20 protein-coding genes are annotated in these 15,173 nt (G+C 66.5%); 8 read left to right on the forward strand and 12 right to left on the reverse strand.

The window, feature by feature from the left end; all coding sequences use genetic code 11:
* Positions 1-178: 178 nt before the first annotated feature.
* The 3 genes from JOF55_RS06415 to nucS all read right to left on the reverse strand — a co-directional run bounded on the left by JOF55_RS06415 (position 179) and on the right by nucS (position 3,233).
* Positions 179-463, reverse strand: coding sequence for a PMP-22/EMP/MP20 family protein (locus JOF55_RS06415; RefSeq protein ID WP_310271021.1), 285 nt, complete (start codon positions 461-463; stop codon positions 179-181).
* A 27-nt stretch (positions 464-490) separates the two neighbouring features.
* Positions 491-2,170 (reverse strand): sodium:solute symporter family protein, encoded by a 1,680-nt coding sequence (locus JOF55_RS06420; protein WP_310271024.1) that lies wholly within the window; start codon positions 2,168-2,170, stop codon positions 491-493.
* A 403-nt stretch (positions 2,171-2,573) separates the two neighbouring features.
* Positions 2,574-3,233: an endonuclease NucS gene (gene nucS, locus JOF55_RS06425; RefSeq protein WP_310271025.1), complete on the reverse strand. Its 660-nt coding sequence runs from the start codon at positions 3,231-3,233 to the stop codon at positions 2,574-2,576.
* 104 nt (positions 3,234-3,337) lie between these two features.
* Here nucS and JOF55_RS06430 point away from each other — a divergent pair, with 104 nt between their 5' ends.
* Entirely contained in the window at positions 3,338-3,871 is a 534-nt protein-coding gene (locus JOF55_RS06430) for an NUDIX domain-containing protein (protein ID WP_310271028.1), read from the forward strand.
* An 82-nt stretch (positions 3,872-3,953) separates the two neighbouring features.
* On the opposite strand, the gene JOF55_RS06435 is transcribed toward JOF55_RS06430, so the two are convergent.
* Complete coding sequence (locus tag JOF55_RS06435; RefSeq protein WP_310271030.1) at positions 3,954-5,108, reverse strand: FAD-dependent monooxygenase; 1,155 nt, start codon at positions 5,106-5,108, stop codon at positions 3,954-3,956.
* A 112-nt stretch (positions 5,109-5,220) separates the two neighbouring features.
* Here JOF55_RS06435 and JOF55_RS06440 point away from each other — a divergent pair, with 112 nt between their 5' ends.
* Both JOF55_RS06440 and JOF55_RS06445 read left to right on the forward strand, forming a co-directional pair.
* Complete coding sequence (locus JOF55_RS06440; RefSeq protein ID WP_310271033.1) at positions 5,221-5,784, forward strand: TetR/AcrR family transcriptional regulator; 564 nt, start codon at positions 5,221-5,223, stop codon at positions 5,782-5,784.
* A gap of 267 nt (positions 5,785-6,051) precedes the next feature.
* Positions 6,052-6,864 carry an SAM-dependent methyltransferase gene (locus JOF55_RS06445; protein ID WP_310271035.1) on the forward strand — a complete coding sequence of 271 codons (813 nt, stop codon included), beginning with the start codon at positions 6,052-6,054 and terminating at the stop codon, positions 6,862-6,864.
* Positions 6,865-6,979: 115 nt separating this feature from the next.
* Here the strand turns inward: JOF55_RS06445 and JOF55_RS06450 are convergent, their stop codons facing one another.
* The gene (locus JOF55_RS06450; protein ID WP_310271039.1) at positions 6,980-7,564 is read right to left on the reverse strand and encodes a dienelactone hydrolase family protein; all 585 of its coding nucleotides are present in this window, start codon (positions 7,562-7,564) and stop codon (positions 6,980-6,982) included.
* 39 nt (positions 7,565-7,603) lie between these two features.
* Positions 7,604-7,804: a DUF5701 family protein gene (locus JOF55_RS24420; RefSeq protein WP_374727409.1), complete on the reverse strand. Its 201-nt coding sequence runs from the start codon at positions 7,802-7,804 to the stop codon at positions 7,604-7,606.
* Between JOF55_RS24420 and JOF55_RS06455 the strand changes: the two genes are divergently transcribed.
* Entirely contained in the window at positions 7,793-8,455 is a 663-nt protein-coding gene (locus tag JOF55_RS06455; RefSeq protein ID WP_310271041.1) for a LysE family translocator, read from the forward strand. The genes JOF55_RS24420 and JOF55_RS06455 overlap by 12 nt on opposite strands.
* Here JOF55_RS06455 and JOF55_RS06460 read toward each other — a convergent pair whose 3' ends face one another.
* Positions 8,456-8,890 carry a hypothetical protein gene (locus JOF55_RS06460; protein WP_310271046.1) on the reverse strand — a complete coding sequence of 145 codons (435 nt, stop codon included), beginning with the start codon at positions 8,888-8,890 and terminating at the stop codon, positions 8,456-8,458.
* A 182-nt stretch (positions 8,891-9,072) separates the two neighbouring features.
* Between JOF55_RS06460 and JOF55_RS06465 the strand changes: the two genes are divergently transcribed.
* Entirely contained in the window at positions 9,073-9,534 is a 462-nt protein-coding gene (locus JOF55_RS06465) for a QcrA and Rieske domain-containing protein (protein ID WP_310271049.1), read from the forward strand.
* Between the two features lie 31 nt (positions 9,535-9,565).
* Here JOF55_RS06465 and murA read toward each other — a convergent pair whose 3' ends face one another.
* The gene (gene murA, locus JOF55_RS06470) at positions 9,566-10,822 is read right to left on the reverse strand and encodes a UDP-N-acetylglucosamine 1-carboxyvinyltransferase (RefSeq protein ID WP_310271053.1); all 1,257 of its coding nucleotides are present in this window, start codon (positions 10,820-10,822) and stop codon (positions 9,566-9,568) included.
* A gap of 137 nt (positions 10,823-10,959) precedes the next feature.
* Between murA and JOF55_RS06475 the strand changes: the two genes are divergently transcribed.
* On the forward strand, positions 10,960-11,532 hold the full coding sequence (locus tag JOF55_RS06475; RefSeq protein WP_310271057.1) for a cob(I)yrinic acid a,c-diamide adenosyltransferase: 573 nt from the start codon (positions 10,960-10,962) through the stop codon (positions 11,530-11,532).
* Positions 11,533-11,537: 5 nt separating this feature from the next.
* On the opposite strand, the gene JOF55_RS06480 is transcribed toward JOF55_RS06475, so the two are convergent.
* A complete protein-coding gene (locus JOF55_RS06480; RefSeq protein WP_310271060.1) occupies positions 11,538-12,008 on the reverse strand; it encodes a GNAT family N-acetyltransferase in 471 nt (156 codons plus the stop codon).
* Positions 12,009-12,150: 142 nt separating this feature from the next.
* Here JOF55_RS06480 and JOF55_RS06485 point away from each other — a divergent pair, with 142 nt between their 5' ends.
* A complete protein-coding gene (locus tag JOF55_RS06485; protein WP_310271062.1) occupies positions 12,151-12,423 on the forward strand; it encodes a type II toxin-antitoxin system Phd/YefM family antitoxin in 273 nt (90 codons plus the stop codon).
* Positions 12,420-12,698, forward strand: coding sequence for a type II toxin-antitoxin system RelE family toxin (locus tag JOF55_RS06490; protein WP_310271065.1), 279 nt, complete (start codon positions 12,420-12,422; stop codon positions 12,696-12,698). Before JOF55_RS06485 ends, JOF55_RS06490 begins: the two co-directional genes overlap by 4 nt.
* A 16-nt stretch (positions 12,699-12,714) precedes the next feature.
* On the opposite strand, the gene JOF55_RS06495 is transcribed toward JOF55_RS06490, so the two are convergent.
* From JOF55_RS06495 to atpD, 3 genes are all read right to left on the reverse strand, one after another.
* Positions 12,715-13,170 (reverse strand): DUF2550 domain-containing protein, encoded by a 456-nt coding sequence (locus tag JOF55_RS06495; RefSeq protein WP_310271068.1) that lies wholly within the window; start codon positions 13,168-13,170, stop codon positions 12,715-12,717.
* 12 nt (positions 13,171-13,182) lie between these two features.
* On the reverse strand, positions 13,183-13,548 hold the full coding sequence (locus JOF55_RS06500; protein ID WP_310271071.1) for a F0F1 ATP synthase subunit epsilon: 366 nt from the start codon (positions 13,546-13,548) through the stop codon (positions 13,183-13,185).
* A 190-nt stretch (positions 13,549-13,738) separates the two neighbouring features.
* Positions 13,739-15,172 carry a F0F1 ATP synthase subunit beta gene (gene atpD, locus JOF55_RS06505; protein WP_310271074.1) on the reverse strand — a complete coding sequence of 478 codons (1,434 nt, stop codon included), beginning with the start codon at positions 15,170-15,172 and terminating at the stop codon, positions 13,739-13,741.
* Position 15,173 lies beyond the last annotated feature (1 nt).

The raw sequence follows: 15,173 nt of genomic DNA on the forward strand, positions 1-15,173 counted from the left end.
CCGGTTCCTGATGCCGCTATTGAACGCAGCCTACGGAACATGGCCGCGTACGGACATCCTCAACGACTCACCGTGCCTTCCGGTTGCGCCGTGGAAGCGAAAAACCACCGGGTGGGACCGAGCACTCTCCTGCAATCCCACCCAGGTGACGGAACAAGCCCGGTGTTGCGGTGAGCGCTCAGTGCTCCGGCGGCTCGGCATCGGAGTGCTCGTCGGGCACCACGAGCGGGCGCAGGCGCACCCACACGCCGAACAGTGCGGCGAAGACCAGCATGCCGATACCGCTCCAGAGGTTGATGTTGATCCCTGCGGCCTGACTGATCTCCCGTGCGCTGGTGCCGAACAGTCCCATGGCCGTGACGATCACACCATAGATGCCGAACAGCACCGCGATGATCATGCGGACGTCGAAGGCACGCACGGCGCGTCCGCTCTGCCCCGAGCCGCTTTCCGGAATGTTCATGCCGATTACCTCCTGTCAGCCGGGCCGTCACGCGAACACGATGTTGAGCAAAATCGTCAGGGCAAGCACGATTCCGGCGAGCACACCCGGACGGCGATACCACCCGGCGTCCTCGCCCGTGGTCGAGGCCTGCAGACGTTCCTTCGGAGTCAGCGAGTACACCAGGCCGACCAACTCTCCGGCAGGCTTCGGACGGGTCACCAGGCTGACCACGATGCTGACCGCGATGTCGACGACGAACGCCGCACCGGCACCGACGAAGCTCGCTCCCTGCCCCGGCAGATCCAGCACACCGGTCTCGGCCATCAGGAAGACCGTGAGCGAGGCGAGGGTGCCCATCACCAGACCGAGCCAGCCTGCCGTCGGCGTCATCCTCTTCCAGAACATACCGAGGATGAACGTGGCGAACAGTGGAGCGTTGAACAGTGAGAACAGGGTCTGCAAGTAGTTCATCAGGTTGGAGTAACCGGAAGCGATGAACGCCGTGCCGATCGCGGCGGCCGTGGCACCCACGGTTACCCAGCGCCCCATGTTCAGGTAGTAGTCGTCCGACCTGTTCTTGACGATGTAGGACTGCCAGATGTCGTAGGTGAACACCGTGTTGAACGAACTCAGGTTCGCGGCCATCCCGGCCATGAACGAGGCGAGCAGGCCTGCCAGGGCGATACCGAGGATGCCGTTGGGCAGCAGGTCGCGCATCAGCAGCAGGATCGCGTCGTTGTAGTCGACATCGCCTTCGCCCGTCTGCTTGAACACCATCATCTCCTGCACGGAGACCGCGGCGATCATGCCGGGGACGACGACGATGAACGGGATCAGCAGCTTCGGGAACGCGCCGATGATGGGGGTACGCTGCGCGGCCGACATGCTCTTGGAGGCCATCGCGCGCTGGACCTCGACGAAGTTGGTCGTCCAGTAGCCGAAGGCCAGCACGAAGCCCAGCCCGAAGACGATGCCGAACACGCTGAGGATGTTGCTGGTGAAGCCGGTCAGTTCATTGCCCGGCCAGGCCGAGAGCTGCTGGGCTCCTGCCTGAGCGGTGACCTTGTCCACCAGGCCACTCCAGCCGCCGACCTTGGCCAGGCCGACGATGGTCAGCGGCAGCAGGGCGGCCACGATGACGAAGAACTGCAGGACCTCGTTGTAGATCGCCGCGGACAAGCCACCGAGGCCGGTGTAGGTGAGCACGATGATCGCGGCGATGATCACCGAGACCCACAGTGGCCAGCCGAGCAGCACGTTGACGATGCTGGCCAGCAGGAACAGGTTCACCCCCGCGATCAGCAACTGGGCCAGCGCAAAGCTGATGCCGTTGACCAGGTGGGCGGCCTTGCCGAAGCGGCGCAGCATGAACTCGGGAACGCTGCGGACCTTGGAGCCGTAGTAGAACGGCATCATCACGATGCCGAGGAACAGCATCGCGGGGATCGCACCGACCCAGAAATAGTGCATGGTCGGCATGCCGTACTGCGCGCCGTTGGCGGACATGCCGATGATCTCGATGGCGCCGAGGTTGGCGGCGATGAACGCCAGACCGGTCACCCACGCGGGCAGCGAACGACCGGACAGGAAGAAATCCAAGCTGGTCGACACCGACCGGCGCGCGAGGTAGCCGATGCCGAGCACGAACGCGAAGTAAAGCGCGAGCAACACGTAGTCGACGGCGGCGGCATCGAGCCGCAGCTCGTCCTGGGCCAGCACAGCCACGCTGCCTCACCTCCAAAACCAACAAATCCAAACGGTAATCACCACTCAAGTGCAAAGCGGTCGAACAGTACCGCACAGTAACCCCGATCGGGGTAGCCCTATACCGTTTTGTTGGTTTCGGAAGCTCAATCGATCCGGGTCATCCGCCGGACAGCCCAGAGACTCCGTGCAACGGGAGTCCGCGACTACCCCGAACAGCAGCACGCGACAGGCGGGGCTCCATACGCGGTGCAGGCAGCCACCGCACGACTCAACATGTCCGCCCGAGAAGCGACACGGGACCGCGGAAAGCCGGCACCCGGCCCGCTGAGCCGGGTGCGTCCGGTTGTCCTGGCGGGATCGGAGGTTTTCCCGCAGGCTCCGGGCACTCCCGCACGGCATCCGCACGGGAACCGGCCCACCGTCAGAACAGGCGCAGTTCGTCGGACTCGGTGCCCCGCAGGGCGTCGTAGTCCAGGGTCACGCAGCGGATCCCCCGGTCCTCGGCCAACGTGCGAGCCTGCTGCTTGATCTGCTGCGCGGCGAACACACCGGTCACCGGCGCCAGCAGGGGATCACGGTTGAGCAGTTCGAGGTACCGGGTCAGCTGCTCGACACCGTCGATCTCGCCACGGCGCTTGATCTCCACCGCCACACTCGTCCCCTCGGAGTCGCGGCACATGAGATCGACCGGCCCGATCGCCGTCGGATACTCCCGGCGCACGAGGGACCACCCCTCCCCGAGGGTGGTCACGTGCTCGGCGAGCAGCTCCTGCAGGTGCGCCTCGACGCCGTCCTTGACCAGCCCCGGTTCCGCCCCCAGCTCGTGCTTCGAGTCGTGCAGGACCTCGTCGATGCTGATGACCAGTTTCTCCCCGGCCTTGTTCTGCACCGTCCACACGTCGTGGTCCTCGATCAGCCAGCAGGGCGGGCTCATCCAGTTCAGCGGCTTGTAGGCCCGGTCGTCGGAGTGCACCGACACCGACCCGTCCGCTTTGAACAGCAGCAGCCGCTGCGCGAGGGGCAGGTGCGCGATGAGGCGGCCGATGTAGTCGACCTTGCAGGCAGCGATGACGAGACGCACCCGGCACAGGGTACGGGTGCCGGACGAGCCGGTAGCATCCCCGCACCCGATCGGGGCGGATGCCGGGCGTGCGGAGAGATCGGTCGCATGGAGACTGTTCGCTCATGAGGAGAGAAACCAGTCGTGAGGTGTACGCGAACCCGTGGATGACCGTGCGGGAGGACGCCATCCGCCGTGTGGACGGGTCGGCAGGGGTCTACGGCGTGGTGGACAAGCCGGACTACGCACTGGTGGTCCCGCTGGACGGCGATCGGCTGCATCTGGTCGAGCAGTTCCGATATCCGCTCGGACTGCGCCGCTGGGAGTTTCCCCAGGGCACGGCTCCCGGACTCGCCGAGTCCAACCCCGCCGAGCTGGCCGCCCGAGAGCTGCGGGAGGAAACCGGACTACAGGCCGCCGAGCTGACCGATCTCGGGCTGATCGACGTGGCGCCGGGGCTGTCCAGCCAGCGCGGACGGGCGTTCCTGGCCACCGGGCTGACCGCGGGTGACCACGCGCGCGAGCACGAGGAGCAGGACATGCGCTCGGCATGGTTCTCGCGCGCCGAGTTCGAGCGCATGATCGCCGAGAGCGAGATCACCGATGCCCAGTCACTGGCCGCCTACACCCGGCTGCTGCTGCACGAGCACTCCCGGTGAGCGAACCATCCGGGCACTCCGGCACCACGGTCTGTTCACCTCGTCCTCCGCGCGGCCACGACGGCTTCCTGATCGAGACCGATCAGGCGGCGGTGGCATCGTAGCCGTGAATCCAGTCGAGAGTTTCGTCGATGGTGGCGAGGTTGCGGTCCCGCTGTTCGGCCTCGGGGCCGTCGGGCAGGTGCAGCAGGTCGGAGGCAACCCAGGAACTGCGCTGGACCTGCCGCGTACGGGTCCGACGCAGCCGCTCGTAGCGCCCCAGGGCCGCTGACGGATCATCGCCGTCGGCCTCGGTCAGGCATGCGGCCAGCACTGCGGCGTCCTCGATGCTCTGGTTGGCGCCCTGGCCGTGGTGCGGCAGCATCGCGTGCACCGCATCTCCGAGCAGCACGACCCTGCCGCGATGCCAGCGGTTCGACGGGTCCTGTGTGAACAACGCCCAGCGCTGGTGAATCGACGTCGCCGTCACCATGTCCACCACCGCCGGGTGCCAGCCGCCGAAGGCCGCGGCGATCTCCTCCGGCGGTGCCGGCCGTGCCCAGGCTGAGTCCGGCCAAGTCTCCGGCTCGTGCCGAACGGCCAGGAAGTTGATCAGCTCCCCACCGCCGATCGGATAGTGCAACAGATGCCCACCGGGACCCATCCAGAACTGGATCGCACCGGGATCGGGCAGGTTCGGCAGTTGCTCGGCCGGGATCAGTCCCCGGAAACCGCTGGTCCCGGAGTACCTCAGGGTGTCGGTGTCGGTGATGTGGGAGCGCACCGTGGAGTGCACTCCGTCGGCGCCGACGACGACATCGGCCGTGACCGCACGACCATCGGCGAAGGTCAGGCGGACTCCGTCGGCTGCCTCGGTCAGGTCCACGGCACGGTGGCCGAGATGCACCCGTTCCGGGTCGCACGCAGCGACCAGGATCTGCTGCAGATCCGCGCGGTGCACCCCGTAGTAGGGAGCACCGAAGCGCTTCTCGTAGGTCTCACCCGCCTCGAAAGCCCGGAGGCGGCGGCCATCGCGCCAATGCCGGTAGATCAACTCGGTCGGCACGGCCGAGCAGATATCGAGCCGATCACCGACACCGAGATCACGCAGCACCCGCGTCCCGTTGGCCGACAGGGCGACCGCGGCCCCGACCTCGTGGAACCCCGACGCCTGCTCGTAGACGTCCGCGGCGATGCCCCGCGATTGCAACGACAACGCGAGCGTGAGCCCACCGATTCCACCACCGACGATGGCCACGCGTGTTGTCCTGTCCGGCATTGCGCTGCCCCGTTCCACACAGATCCAGGATGTACCGATCGGTACAAGCGTTGCACTGGAACGTATCCGTACCGATCGGTACGGTCAATGCGTGATTCGATCCAGCGATAAACGGGACGAGCTGCTGCGCCGTATCGTGGGCTACCTCGAGACCCACGGGATCGCGGATCTCTCGCTCGGTCCGATGGCCACCGAGCTGGGGACCAGCAAGCGGATGCTGCTGTACTACTTCGGCAGCCGCGAAAACCTGATCCACGAAGCGATCGCCGTCAGCCGGCCGCACGTCGCCGACCTCTTCGGTCCCGCCGAGGACATCACCGCGCTGCGCGATGCCGCCACACGGCTGTGGCAGGCGATCACCGCCGGCGCGCAGCAGCGGCCGATCCGGATCCTGTTCCAGCTGCTGAGCCTCGCCCCGACCCAGCCCGACCAGTACCACTCCCTCGCCGACGAAGCGGTGCACGCCATGGTCGATCCCATCGCGCAGACCTACCGGCGGCTGGGAGTCGCCGATCTCGACGCGCAGGCCCGAGCGACCCTGCTGGTGTCCGGACTGCGCGGACTGTGCCAGGACCGAATGATCACCGGCGACATCGAACGCACCGACACCGCAGCACACCTGCTGATCCACACTGCCACCGCCCTGCCCACCTGACCGATACGGCGCGGGAGAACCGAGGACGGGGACAATCAGGAGTCACTTCCCGTACTCTCGCTCGAACAGACCCCGGCACCATGTAAGCGACCAAGCAGGGCCGAGCTGTTATCCGTTTGTCCGATTCACTCCGCGCTGATCCACTCGGTATCTGCACGAACGCGTATAGTTACCCTCATCGACCATCCCCTGTGGGATTGATGATCATAGCAACATGATCGGATGACAATCACGGCATCTGATTGACACGGACAGTGAGGTACCATCGTGACAAGCCGCCCGGACCGGCAGCCGGAGCAGGTCGACCTCAGCAAGCCCAGCGCGGCGAGAGTCTACGACTACTTCCTCGGTGGTTCATCCAATTTCGCCATCGACCGCGAGTTCGCCCGCGAGGCACTGCAGATCTTTCCCGGTGCTCGGGAGTACGCACGGCTCAACCGCATGTTCCTGCAGCGTGCCGTGCGGTTCATGGCCGACAACGGAATCCGGCAGTTCCTCGACATCGGTTCGGGTATCCCCACCGTCGGCGCCGTGCACGAAGTGGCGCAGGCAGCGGCACCGGAATCACGGGTGGCCTATGTGGACAATGAAGCAGTCGCCATCGCGCACAGCGAAATCATGCTGGAAGGCAACGACAACGCCATCATCGTGCAGGGCGACATGCGTGCCCCCGAGGAACTGCTGCGTGATCCCGACCTGACCGCGCTGTTGGATACGAGCGAGCCGATCGGGGTGCTCATGCTGGCGATGCTGCACTTCATCCCCGAGCAGGATGATCCGGCGGGTCTCGTCGAGCGCTACCGGCAACTGCTCGCCCCGGGCAGCTACCTGGCGATCTCGCACGGCACCGATGACGATCTCCCGGAGATCACCGCACTCGGTGACCTCTACAAGAATTCGACGAATCCCGCGACACTGCGTACGAAGCAGCAGGTGACCGCGTTGCTGCAGGGCTTCGAACTGGTCGATCCCGGCATCGTGTTCACCCCGGAATGGCGGCCCGAATCGCCCGAGGAGGTCGGGGACGACCCACAGCGCTCGGTCGCCTACGCGGGCGTCGGATACAAGCCGAAGTCCTGACGGCACCGGAGCAGTCACTTCGGCGACAGGGCGCTCCCGAGCGTGCGGGCGGGTGCGCTCTCGCCCGGGCCGGTTCCGGCGGAATCGCACTGATGCGGGAGGCCGCCCCCGCGGCTCAAGCACCGAGGTCGTCGCAGAAGTCCAGCACCCGCTGCCACAGGAGCTCGGCCGACGCGGCGTCGAATTCGGTGGGCAGCGAGGAATCGGTGAACAGGTGGCCCGCTCCGAGGTAGTCGAAGACGGCCACGTCCGCTTCTGCTGCCTGTACCTCCTCGACCACTGCGTCGATGAAGTTCTGCCTGCGGAAGGGATCGTCCCGGGTGTAGTGGATCTGCGCGGGAACGTGTGCCGGCCAGTTCTGTTGCCCGAGCATCCGCAGCGGCAAAGCCCCGGAAAGCATGAGCACGCCGCTGACCGGTCGAACGGAGGCGACGTACTCGGACATCCCACCACCGTTGGAGAAACCGGCGGCGATGAACCCGTCGGGCAGTGCGTCGGTGGCGGCTGCGGCTCGGCGCATCAGCTCCGGGTAGCCGATCCGCTCGGCGAACGCACTCGCCTCCTCGTAATCGTCGAACACGCGGCCGTCGTACTGATCGACGGTGAGCACCTCGTGCCCGGCAGCCCGGAGCCGGTCGGCCGCGTCGAGAACACCGGGGCGCACACCGAGGACGGAGTGGAAAAGCGCGATGTCAGCCATGGGGGCATCCTGCCAACCGGGGCCGACATCCATCCGCTGTCAGCCAATGCGCCGGGCGGCCGAAGCCATACTCAGCCAGGTGTGCGGATTGCCGCCCCAGCACCACCCGAGCCGGGGTGCTCCCTTGCTCACCCGGATTCCGGTGACGCGTTTGTCCCCGGCCCGCGAACCGCGAATCGTTCCGCGCCGGGCAACCGAGTACGTCGCCGCCGGGATACCCTGGCGGTGATGCCCGATCAGCTGCTCCCGTTCCTGCTGCTGGCCGTGCTGATCACGGTCGCCCCCGGCCCGGACACCGCGCTGGGGCTGCGCAACAGCCTGCGGGGCGGAACCTCGGCGATGTGGTGGACCGGTCTGGGATGTTGCTCGGGCCTGCTCGTGCACGCTGCGGCCTCGGTGGCCGGCCTGTCCGCGCTGCTCGCCGCGTCGGCGGCCGCCTACACCGTGGTCAAGATCGCCGGCGCCGCCTACCTGGTGTGGCTCGGCGCGAGCACCCTGTGGAAGAGCCGGCGCGACCGGAAGGCCCCCGTGGGTGCTGCAATGGAGCCCACCGGGGCGCTGGGAGAACGGACAGGCACCGAGAGTTCCGGAATCACCAGGCGAGCCGCCTTCCGACAGGGCCTGGTCAGTAACCTGCTCAACCCGAAGATCATCATTCTGTTCCTGACGCTGATCCCGCAGTTCGTCTCCCCGGGAGAGCCGCAGACGGCGACCTCGATCGTGCTGGCCCTGGCTTTCCTGGCGGTCGGCCTGACGTGGTGGCGTCTGGCATCGCTCTTGGTCGGTGGCCTGCGGCGGTTCCTCGTTCAGCGCCGGGTCCACCTGATTCTGGAACGCCTCACCGGCACCGTGATGATCGCCCTCGGCCTGCGCGTCGCCACCGGCCCGTAGTCACCGCACGCGGGAGCGGACGCCGACAGCCAGCAGCGCCACCGCGCAGACCAGCGCGACGAGCTCGGCGACACCCGCCAGCAGCTGGGGAACCCCCGCCGCCACCTCGTTCGACCCGAACAGCCCGACCGTGACGGCCAGCGCGAACGCGACCAGAGTCAGCACGCTGAAGCCGATCGAGGCCACCGCGGGCAACCAGTGCTTCCAGGTCAGCACGGCCAAGGCGATCACGAGTCCACCCACCGCGTTGAGCAGGAACAAGGGGCCGATCACCGGAACCTCGTCGACGCCCTGTGCCCAGAGTTCGAAGTGCACCACCGCCGACATGAGAAGACCGGCAGCGGTCAGGCCCCTGAGCAATTCCGCGCCGCTCTGCCGGGCGGAGCCACCCGCCGTGGAACCATCCGGCACACCGGTCGACCGGTCAGCACTCATCACACATCCTCACTCGCCGGGACACACCATCGCGACACGGCGATCGCGTGTGGCGATATTCTGTCGGCATCGGTCCGATCCGCACCATAGGTCATGATCGCATGGTGCGGCCTGGTGATGGAGTACGCGCTGTCGTCTCCTCCCACCTCGAGACCAGCCCCGCATTCACGGCAAGGACAATCATGACTTCGCAACAGCCCACCTCACGCCGCCGCCTGCTGGCCGCCGGAGGAGCAGGTATCGGCGCCGCTGCGCTCTCCGCATGCGCCGACGGTTCCTACCAGGGCTCGGCACTGACCTCGTCTCCCGACCCGTCGAGCGGCGAGCAGGCACCTTCCCGGTCCGGCACCGAGCTCACCGCGCTCGCCGATGTGCCCGTCGGGGGGACCACGGTCACAACCGGACCCGACGGGAAGCCCATCGCCGTCTCCCAACCCCGGCAGGGCGAAGTGGTGGCGTTCAGCGCGGTCTGTACACACATGGGATGCACCGTCCGAGCCGATGACGACCAGCTGCGCTGCCCCTGCCACGGTTCGGTTTTCGAGGCGGGCAGTGGCGACGTCGTCACCGGCCCGGCCAAGCAACCACTCGGCACGGTTCCCGTGCACGTCGAGGGCGGCAAGGTGGTGACCGGCGAGGGGTGATCGGCTACCGGCCACCCCGGCCGCCGACGCATCAGGGCGTCACGCGCTCGATATAGGCGCCGAGCCCCTGGAGATTTTCCATGAAGTTCGGATAGCCGCGGTCGACGTGGAAAATGTCACCCACTTCCGTGACCCCGTCCGCACACAGACCGGCCAGCACCAGTCCCACCCCGGCCCGGATGTCCGAAGCCCACACCGGAGCGCTGGAAAGGCGTTCGAGTCCGCGCACCACGGCATGATGCCCATCGGTGCGCGCATCCGCTCCCATCCGGACCATCTCCTCGATGAACCGGAAACGCGATTCGAACAGGTTCTCGGTGATCATCGACGTCCCGTCGGCCACGGCCGACAAGGCCAGCGCCATCGGCTGCAGATCGGTCGGAAAACCGGGGAACGGCAGCGTCACGTAATCCACGGCATACGGCCGGGATTTCATCGCGACGCGGAAACTCTCGTCGCCGGTGCTGATCTCCGCACCCGCGCTGCGCAACTTCTCCAGCACCAGATTCACGTGCTGGGGCTGCACCCCGCGAACCGTGACATCGCCTTGCGTCGCGGCAGCGGCGAATGCCCAGGTCGCTCCGACGATGCGATCTCCGATCACGCGGTGCTCGACCGCTTCCAGCGAGGACACGCCGTGCACGGTCAGGGTCGAGGTACCTGCTCCCTCGATCCGGGCGCCCATCTGCTGCAGCATCACGCACAGATCGACGATCTCCGGTTCGCGCGCGGCGTTGTCGATCACCGTGGTGCCCTCGGCCAGGACCGAGGCCATCAGGATGTTCTCCGTGGCCCCCACACTGGGGAAATCCAGCCAGATCTGTGCTCCGCGCAGGTTCTCCGCCTCCGCGACGACGGCACCGTGTTCGATGTGGCTGTCCGCACCGAGGCGGCGCAGGCCGTTCTGGTGCATGTCCAGCGGGCGTGAGCCGATCGCATCGCCTCCCGGCAGCGTCACCACCGCGCGGCGGCACCGCGCGACCAACGGGCCGAGCACGCACACCGAGGCGCGGAGCCTGGTCATGTGCACCGACACCGCCTCATGGCTGATTTCGGGCGGGACCGTGATGGTGGTGGTGGCGCCTTCGGTCTCGACCTCGCAACCGAGGCTGCGCAGCACGTCCCCCATCAACGGAACATCCAGGATCTCCGGGCAGTTGGTGATCTTGGTCGTGCCCTCGGCCAGCAACGCCGCCGCCATCAACTTCAGCACGCTGTTCTTCGCACCGACCACGCCGACTTCACCGGCCAGCCGTGCGCCACCGTGTACCCGGAAGTACTCACTCACGAACAATCAGGTTACGGCCGGGCCACGGCTCACTCCGGAGCGGGTTGGACCCGCATCGTGTTTCATCCCACGATCGCACCGAAAACCGGATACGCCACGTGCACAGCCCGGTATCGGCAACCGAATAGGCTGGTCGCATGAGTGTCCACTTGACCAAGATCTACACCCGGGCCGGTGACGCGGGCCAGACACGCCTGTCGGACAACTCCCGAGTCCACAAGACAGATCCGCGGCTGGTCGCGTATGCCGACGTGGACGAGACGAATTCGGTGCTCGGTGTGGCACTGGCCACAGCCTCGTTCGATGTCGAGATCGGCCGGGTACTGCGTGCCGTGCAGAACGACCTGTTCGACGTCGGCGCCGACCTGTCCACCCCGGTCACCGAGGCGCCGGAATACCCGCCGCTGCGAGTCACCCAGACCTACATCGATCGCCTCGAGGGTTGGTGCGACGAGTACAACGCGCAACTGGGCAAGCTCGATTCGTTCATTCTTCCCGGCGGAACCGCCGGTGGTGCACTACTGCACCAGGCACGCTGTGTCGCCCGGCGCGCGGAGCGCGGAGCCTGGGCTCTGCTGGCCGATGACGGCGAGCGCACCAGCGACCTGCCCGCCAAGTATCTCAACCGGCTCTCGGACCTGCTGTTCATTCTGGCCCGCATCGCCAACCCCGGGGGAGACGTGCTCTGGAAGCCGGGAGAAAACTCCTGAGGGCCTTACAGGTCCTTGGCGAAGCAGCGGCTGTCGGGCTCGCACCGGTACACGCCGAACTTCGCGACCTCGTGGTAGCCGGAGGACTCGTAGAGCCCGATCGCCTCCGGCTGCTGCAGGCCGGTCTCCAGCAGCATCCGGCGGCGACCTGCCCGCGCCGCCGTGCGCTCCAACTCCGCCAACATGGCTCGCGCGAGGCCGAGTCCGCGCGCATGCGGCATGACATACATCCGCTTCAGCTCGGCATCACCGTCGCGAAATCCCGGTTCGTCACCTTCGTGGACACGCCAACCACCGGATGCCACAGCCTGACCATCGCGGTAACCGAGCAGGAACAACCCACGTGGTGACGCGAACTCGCCGACGTCGATCGGGGTGGTGTCCTGCTCCCCGTACCGGACAACGTATTCCTGTTGAACCTCGTCGATCAGGCGCTTGGCGTCGGGATGGTCGTACGAGGCAATCTCGATTCGCACGGACACAGCCTAGAGTTCGACGCCAACCGCTTTCGAGCCATGCCTCGGCCGGGGCCTGAGCTGTCCGGCACCACCTGTCCAGGGTGTCCTGCCCGCCATACCGCACTGGACCGCCGAACAAAACCGTGCCACAATTGTGGCCATGACTGTCGAACCGGTGCGTAGCGTGCGCGACCATCTTTCGGATGTCGTGGACCGCGCCGAACGTGAACACGATCGCATTGTGATCACCCGCAACGGACGACCCTCCGCAGTGATCATCGGATACGAGGATCTCCAAGCCATGGAAGAGACACTGGAGCTCCTCAGCGATCCGAACGCCCGTTCCGAAATCGCCGAAGCGGAGGAAGCCGTCGAATCCGGTGATGTCATCAGCGGCGTTGATGCGGTTCGCGCTCTACGGCCTCGCTCGTGAACGAATCACCTTACGAGCTCGAAGTAGCCGGTCCAGCCGCACGGGCGATCCAGTACAAACTTCCCGAGACGGTTGCCTCCGCGGTCATCGAATTCATCACCGGAGCTCTACTCGACAACCCGCACGAGGTGGGAAAAGAGCTCATCGGAGAACTCACCGGAAACCGCTCAGCCCGGCGAGGGGCTTACCGCGTGCTGTATCGCATCGACGAACGCCGACATCTGGTCGTGGTTCTTCGTATCGAGCACCGCGCCGATGTCTACCGGCCCCGCTGAAAGTGAAAGGGCTGCCTCACGGCAGGGCCCACGGGGCCGAGGAACTGGGCGGGGCTGATTCGAGCCACGACAGGAATCCGGTCAGCGCGTCCGGTCCCATGGCCACTTCGATGTCACTGCCGGGGCGGGAGAGATGCAACACGACCGACCCGGTGGGCATCGTGTACATCTCGGACAGCGCCGGTTCGCGGCGGTTGGCGATCTCCACGTTGCCGCGGTTGAGAATCCAGTTGGGGCCGGAGCGCAGGCTCAGCGCGCGGTACCAGACGAAGTCCTCGCCGCGGTAGCGTGCGACACCCAGATGCCAGCCACGCCCGGGGTCCTCCCGATACACCCGCAGGGCGACATCGATCCCGCTCGTCCGCAACCGCCGTAGCCGTCGCCACGCGAGCAGCATCGCGCCGAGGCTGACCAGGAGCGCAATGACCACCAGCGTGGCAACCACCGCGAACCACACGACCGGCGACCCCATCCGTGCGGGCCGTCAGGCCGACTGTCCGGCCACCCGCAGTCGGGTCATCGCACGCGCTCGGGTCTGCTCATCGCCGCCCTCGGCCTCCTGACGGGCCCGGGCGATGTCGATTTCCTGTGCCAGCTCCGCGGATTCGGCCAGAATACTGACCACGCTCTCGGATACCGACAGGAAACCGCCGTGTACCGCGGCTGTCACGGTCTCGTGATCGGGGGTGGTGATCGTGACGACTCCGCCCTCGGTCAGTCGGCCGAGCAGGGGCTCGTGGCCGGGCAGAATGCCGATCTCGCCCTCGGTTGTCTGAGCCACAACGGTGGTCGCGTCACCAGACCACAGGCGGCGCTCGACAGCGACCAGTTGCACGGACATGTTGGCCACGCGCGTCTCCTTTGTCGGGTGTGTGGAGTCAGTCTATCCAATGTCTTCCCGGAGCTTCCGGGCGGCCACGAACCGCCCGGCCGGAATACACGTACGCAAGCGCTCACCCGCGTACGACAAAAGGCCGGGGCCCACATCCTTCGGACCCCGGCCCTGCCGTCGACATCTCGTCGTCGACGAGAAGCCCGACTCAGCTCTCGGTGTACTGCCGGTACGCCTGCTCCAGGTCCTCGAGACCACCGATGGACAGGAATGCCTGCTCCGGGTAGTGGTCGAAGTCGCCCTTGCAGAGCTTGTCGAACGCCTCGATGGTCTCCTTCAGCGGAACGAAGGAACCCTCCTGGCCGGTGAACTGCTTGGCCACGAAGAAGTTCTGCGACAGGTACCGCTCGATGCGCCGAGCGCGGTAGACCGTCACCTTGTCCTCTTCGGACAGTTCGTCCATACCGAGGATGGCGATGATGTCCTGCAGCTCCTTGTACTTCTGCAGGATCCGCTTGACCTCCTGGGCGACCCGGTAGTGCTCGTCACCGACGATGCCCGGCTCCAGGATGTTCGAGGTGGAGGTCAGCGGGTCCACCGCCGGGTAGATGCCCTTCTGGGTGATCGCACGGGAAAGCTCCGTGGTCGCGTCCAGGTGGGCGAAGGTCGTCGCAGGTGCCGGGTCGGTGTAGTCGTCGGCGGGAACGTAGACCGCCTGCATCGAGGTGATCGAACGCCCCTGCGTGGAGGTGATCCGCTCCTGCAGCGCACCCATCTCGTCGGCCAGCGTCGGCTGGTAGCCCACCGCCGAGGGCATCCGGCCCAGCAGCGTGGAGACCTCCTGGCCCGCCTGGCTGAACCGGAAGATGTTGTCGATGAACAGCAGCACGTCCTGGTTCTGCACGTCGCGGAAGTACTCCGCCATCGTCAGACCGGACAGCGCGACCCGCATACGAGTGCCCGGCGGCTCGTCCATCTGGCCGAACACCAGCGCGGTGTCGGCCAGCACGCCGGACTCCGACATCTCGACCCAGAGGTCGTTGCCCTCACGGGTGCGCTCACCGACACCGGCGAACACCGAGGTACCACCGAAGTTCTTGGCGACACGGCGGATCATCTCCTGGATGAGCACCGTCTTGCCCACACCGGCACCACCGAACAGGCCGATCTTGCCACCCTGCACATACGGGGTGAGCAGGTCGATCACCTTGATGCCGGTCTCCAGCAGCTCGGTCTTGCCCTCGAGCTTGTCGAATGCCGGCGGGTTGCGGTGGATGCTCCAGTGCTCGGCGTCACTGGCGTAGCCGGGTTCGTCCAGGCAGTTGCCGAGGGCGTTGAACACGTGGCCCTTGACCGCCTCACCGACGGGCACGGAAATGGGTGCGCCGGAGTCGGTGACCGAGACTCCCCGGACAAGGCCCTGGGTCGGCTGCATGCCGATGGTCCGCACGACATTGTCGCCGAGGTGCTGAGCCACCTCCAGCGTCACCGTGTTGGCCATGCCCTTCGCGGTGATCTCGACGGTCAGCGCGTTGTTGAGGTCGGGCACCTGGTCGCGCGGGAACTCGACGTCCACGACCGGGCCGAGAACCCGGACGACGCGGCCGGTGCCAGTAGCCGTACTAGTGGCAGTAGCAGTCATG

The sequence above is a fragment of the Haloactinomyces albus genome (assembly GCF_031458135.1).
GTDB lineage: Bacteria > Actinomycetota > Actinomycetes > Mycobacteriales > Pseudonocardiaceae > Haloactinomyces > Haloactinomyces albus.

Coding starts and splice junctions, on each gene's coding strand:
- JOF55_RS06415 (WP_310271021.1), bottom strand. CDS start 463: ATGAACATTCCGGAAAGCGGCTCGGGGCAGAGCGGACGCGCCGTGCGT.
- JOF55_RS06430 (WP_310271028.1), top strand. CDS start 3,338: ATGAGGAGAGAAACCAGTCGTGAGGTGTACGCGAACCCGTGGATGACC.
- JOF55_RS06450 (WP_310271039.1), bottom strand. CDS start 7,564: ATGGCTGACATCGCGCTTTTCCACTCCGTCCTCGGTGTGCGCCCCGGT.
- JOF55_RS06455 (WP_310271041.1), top strand. CDS start 7,793: ATGCCCGATCAGCTGCTCCCGTTCCTGCTGCTGGCCGTGCTGATCACG.
- JOF55_RS06460 (WP_310271046.1), bottom strand. CDS start 8,890: ATGAGTGCTGACCGGTCGACCGGTGTGCCGGATGGTTCCACGGCGGGT.
- JOF55_RS06465 (WP_310271049.1), top strand. CDS start 9,073: ATGACTTCGCAACAGCCCACCTCACGCCGCCGCCTGCTGGCCGCCGGA.
- JOF55_RS06475 (WP_310271057.1), top strand. CDS start 10,960: ATGAGTGTCCACTTGACCAAGATCTACACCCGGGCCGGTGACGCGGGC.
- JOF55_RS06485 (WP_310271062.1), top strand. CDS start 12,151: ATGACTGTCGAACCGGTGCGTAGCGTGCGCGACCATCTTTCGGATGTC.
- JOF55_RS06495 (WP_310271068.1), bottom strand. CDS start 13,170: ATGGGGTCGCCGGTCGTGTGGTTCGCGGTGGTTGCCACGCTGGTGGTC.
- atpD (WP_310271074.1), bottom strand. CDS start 15,172: ATGACTGCTACTGCCACTAGTACGGCTACTGGCACCGGCCGCGTCGTC.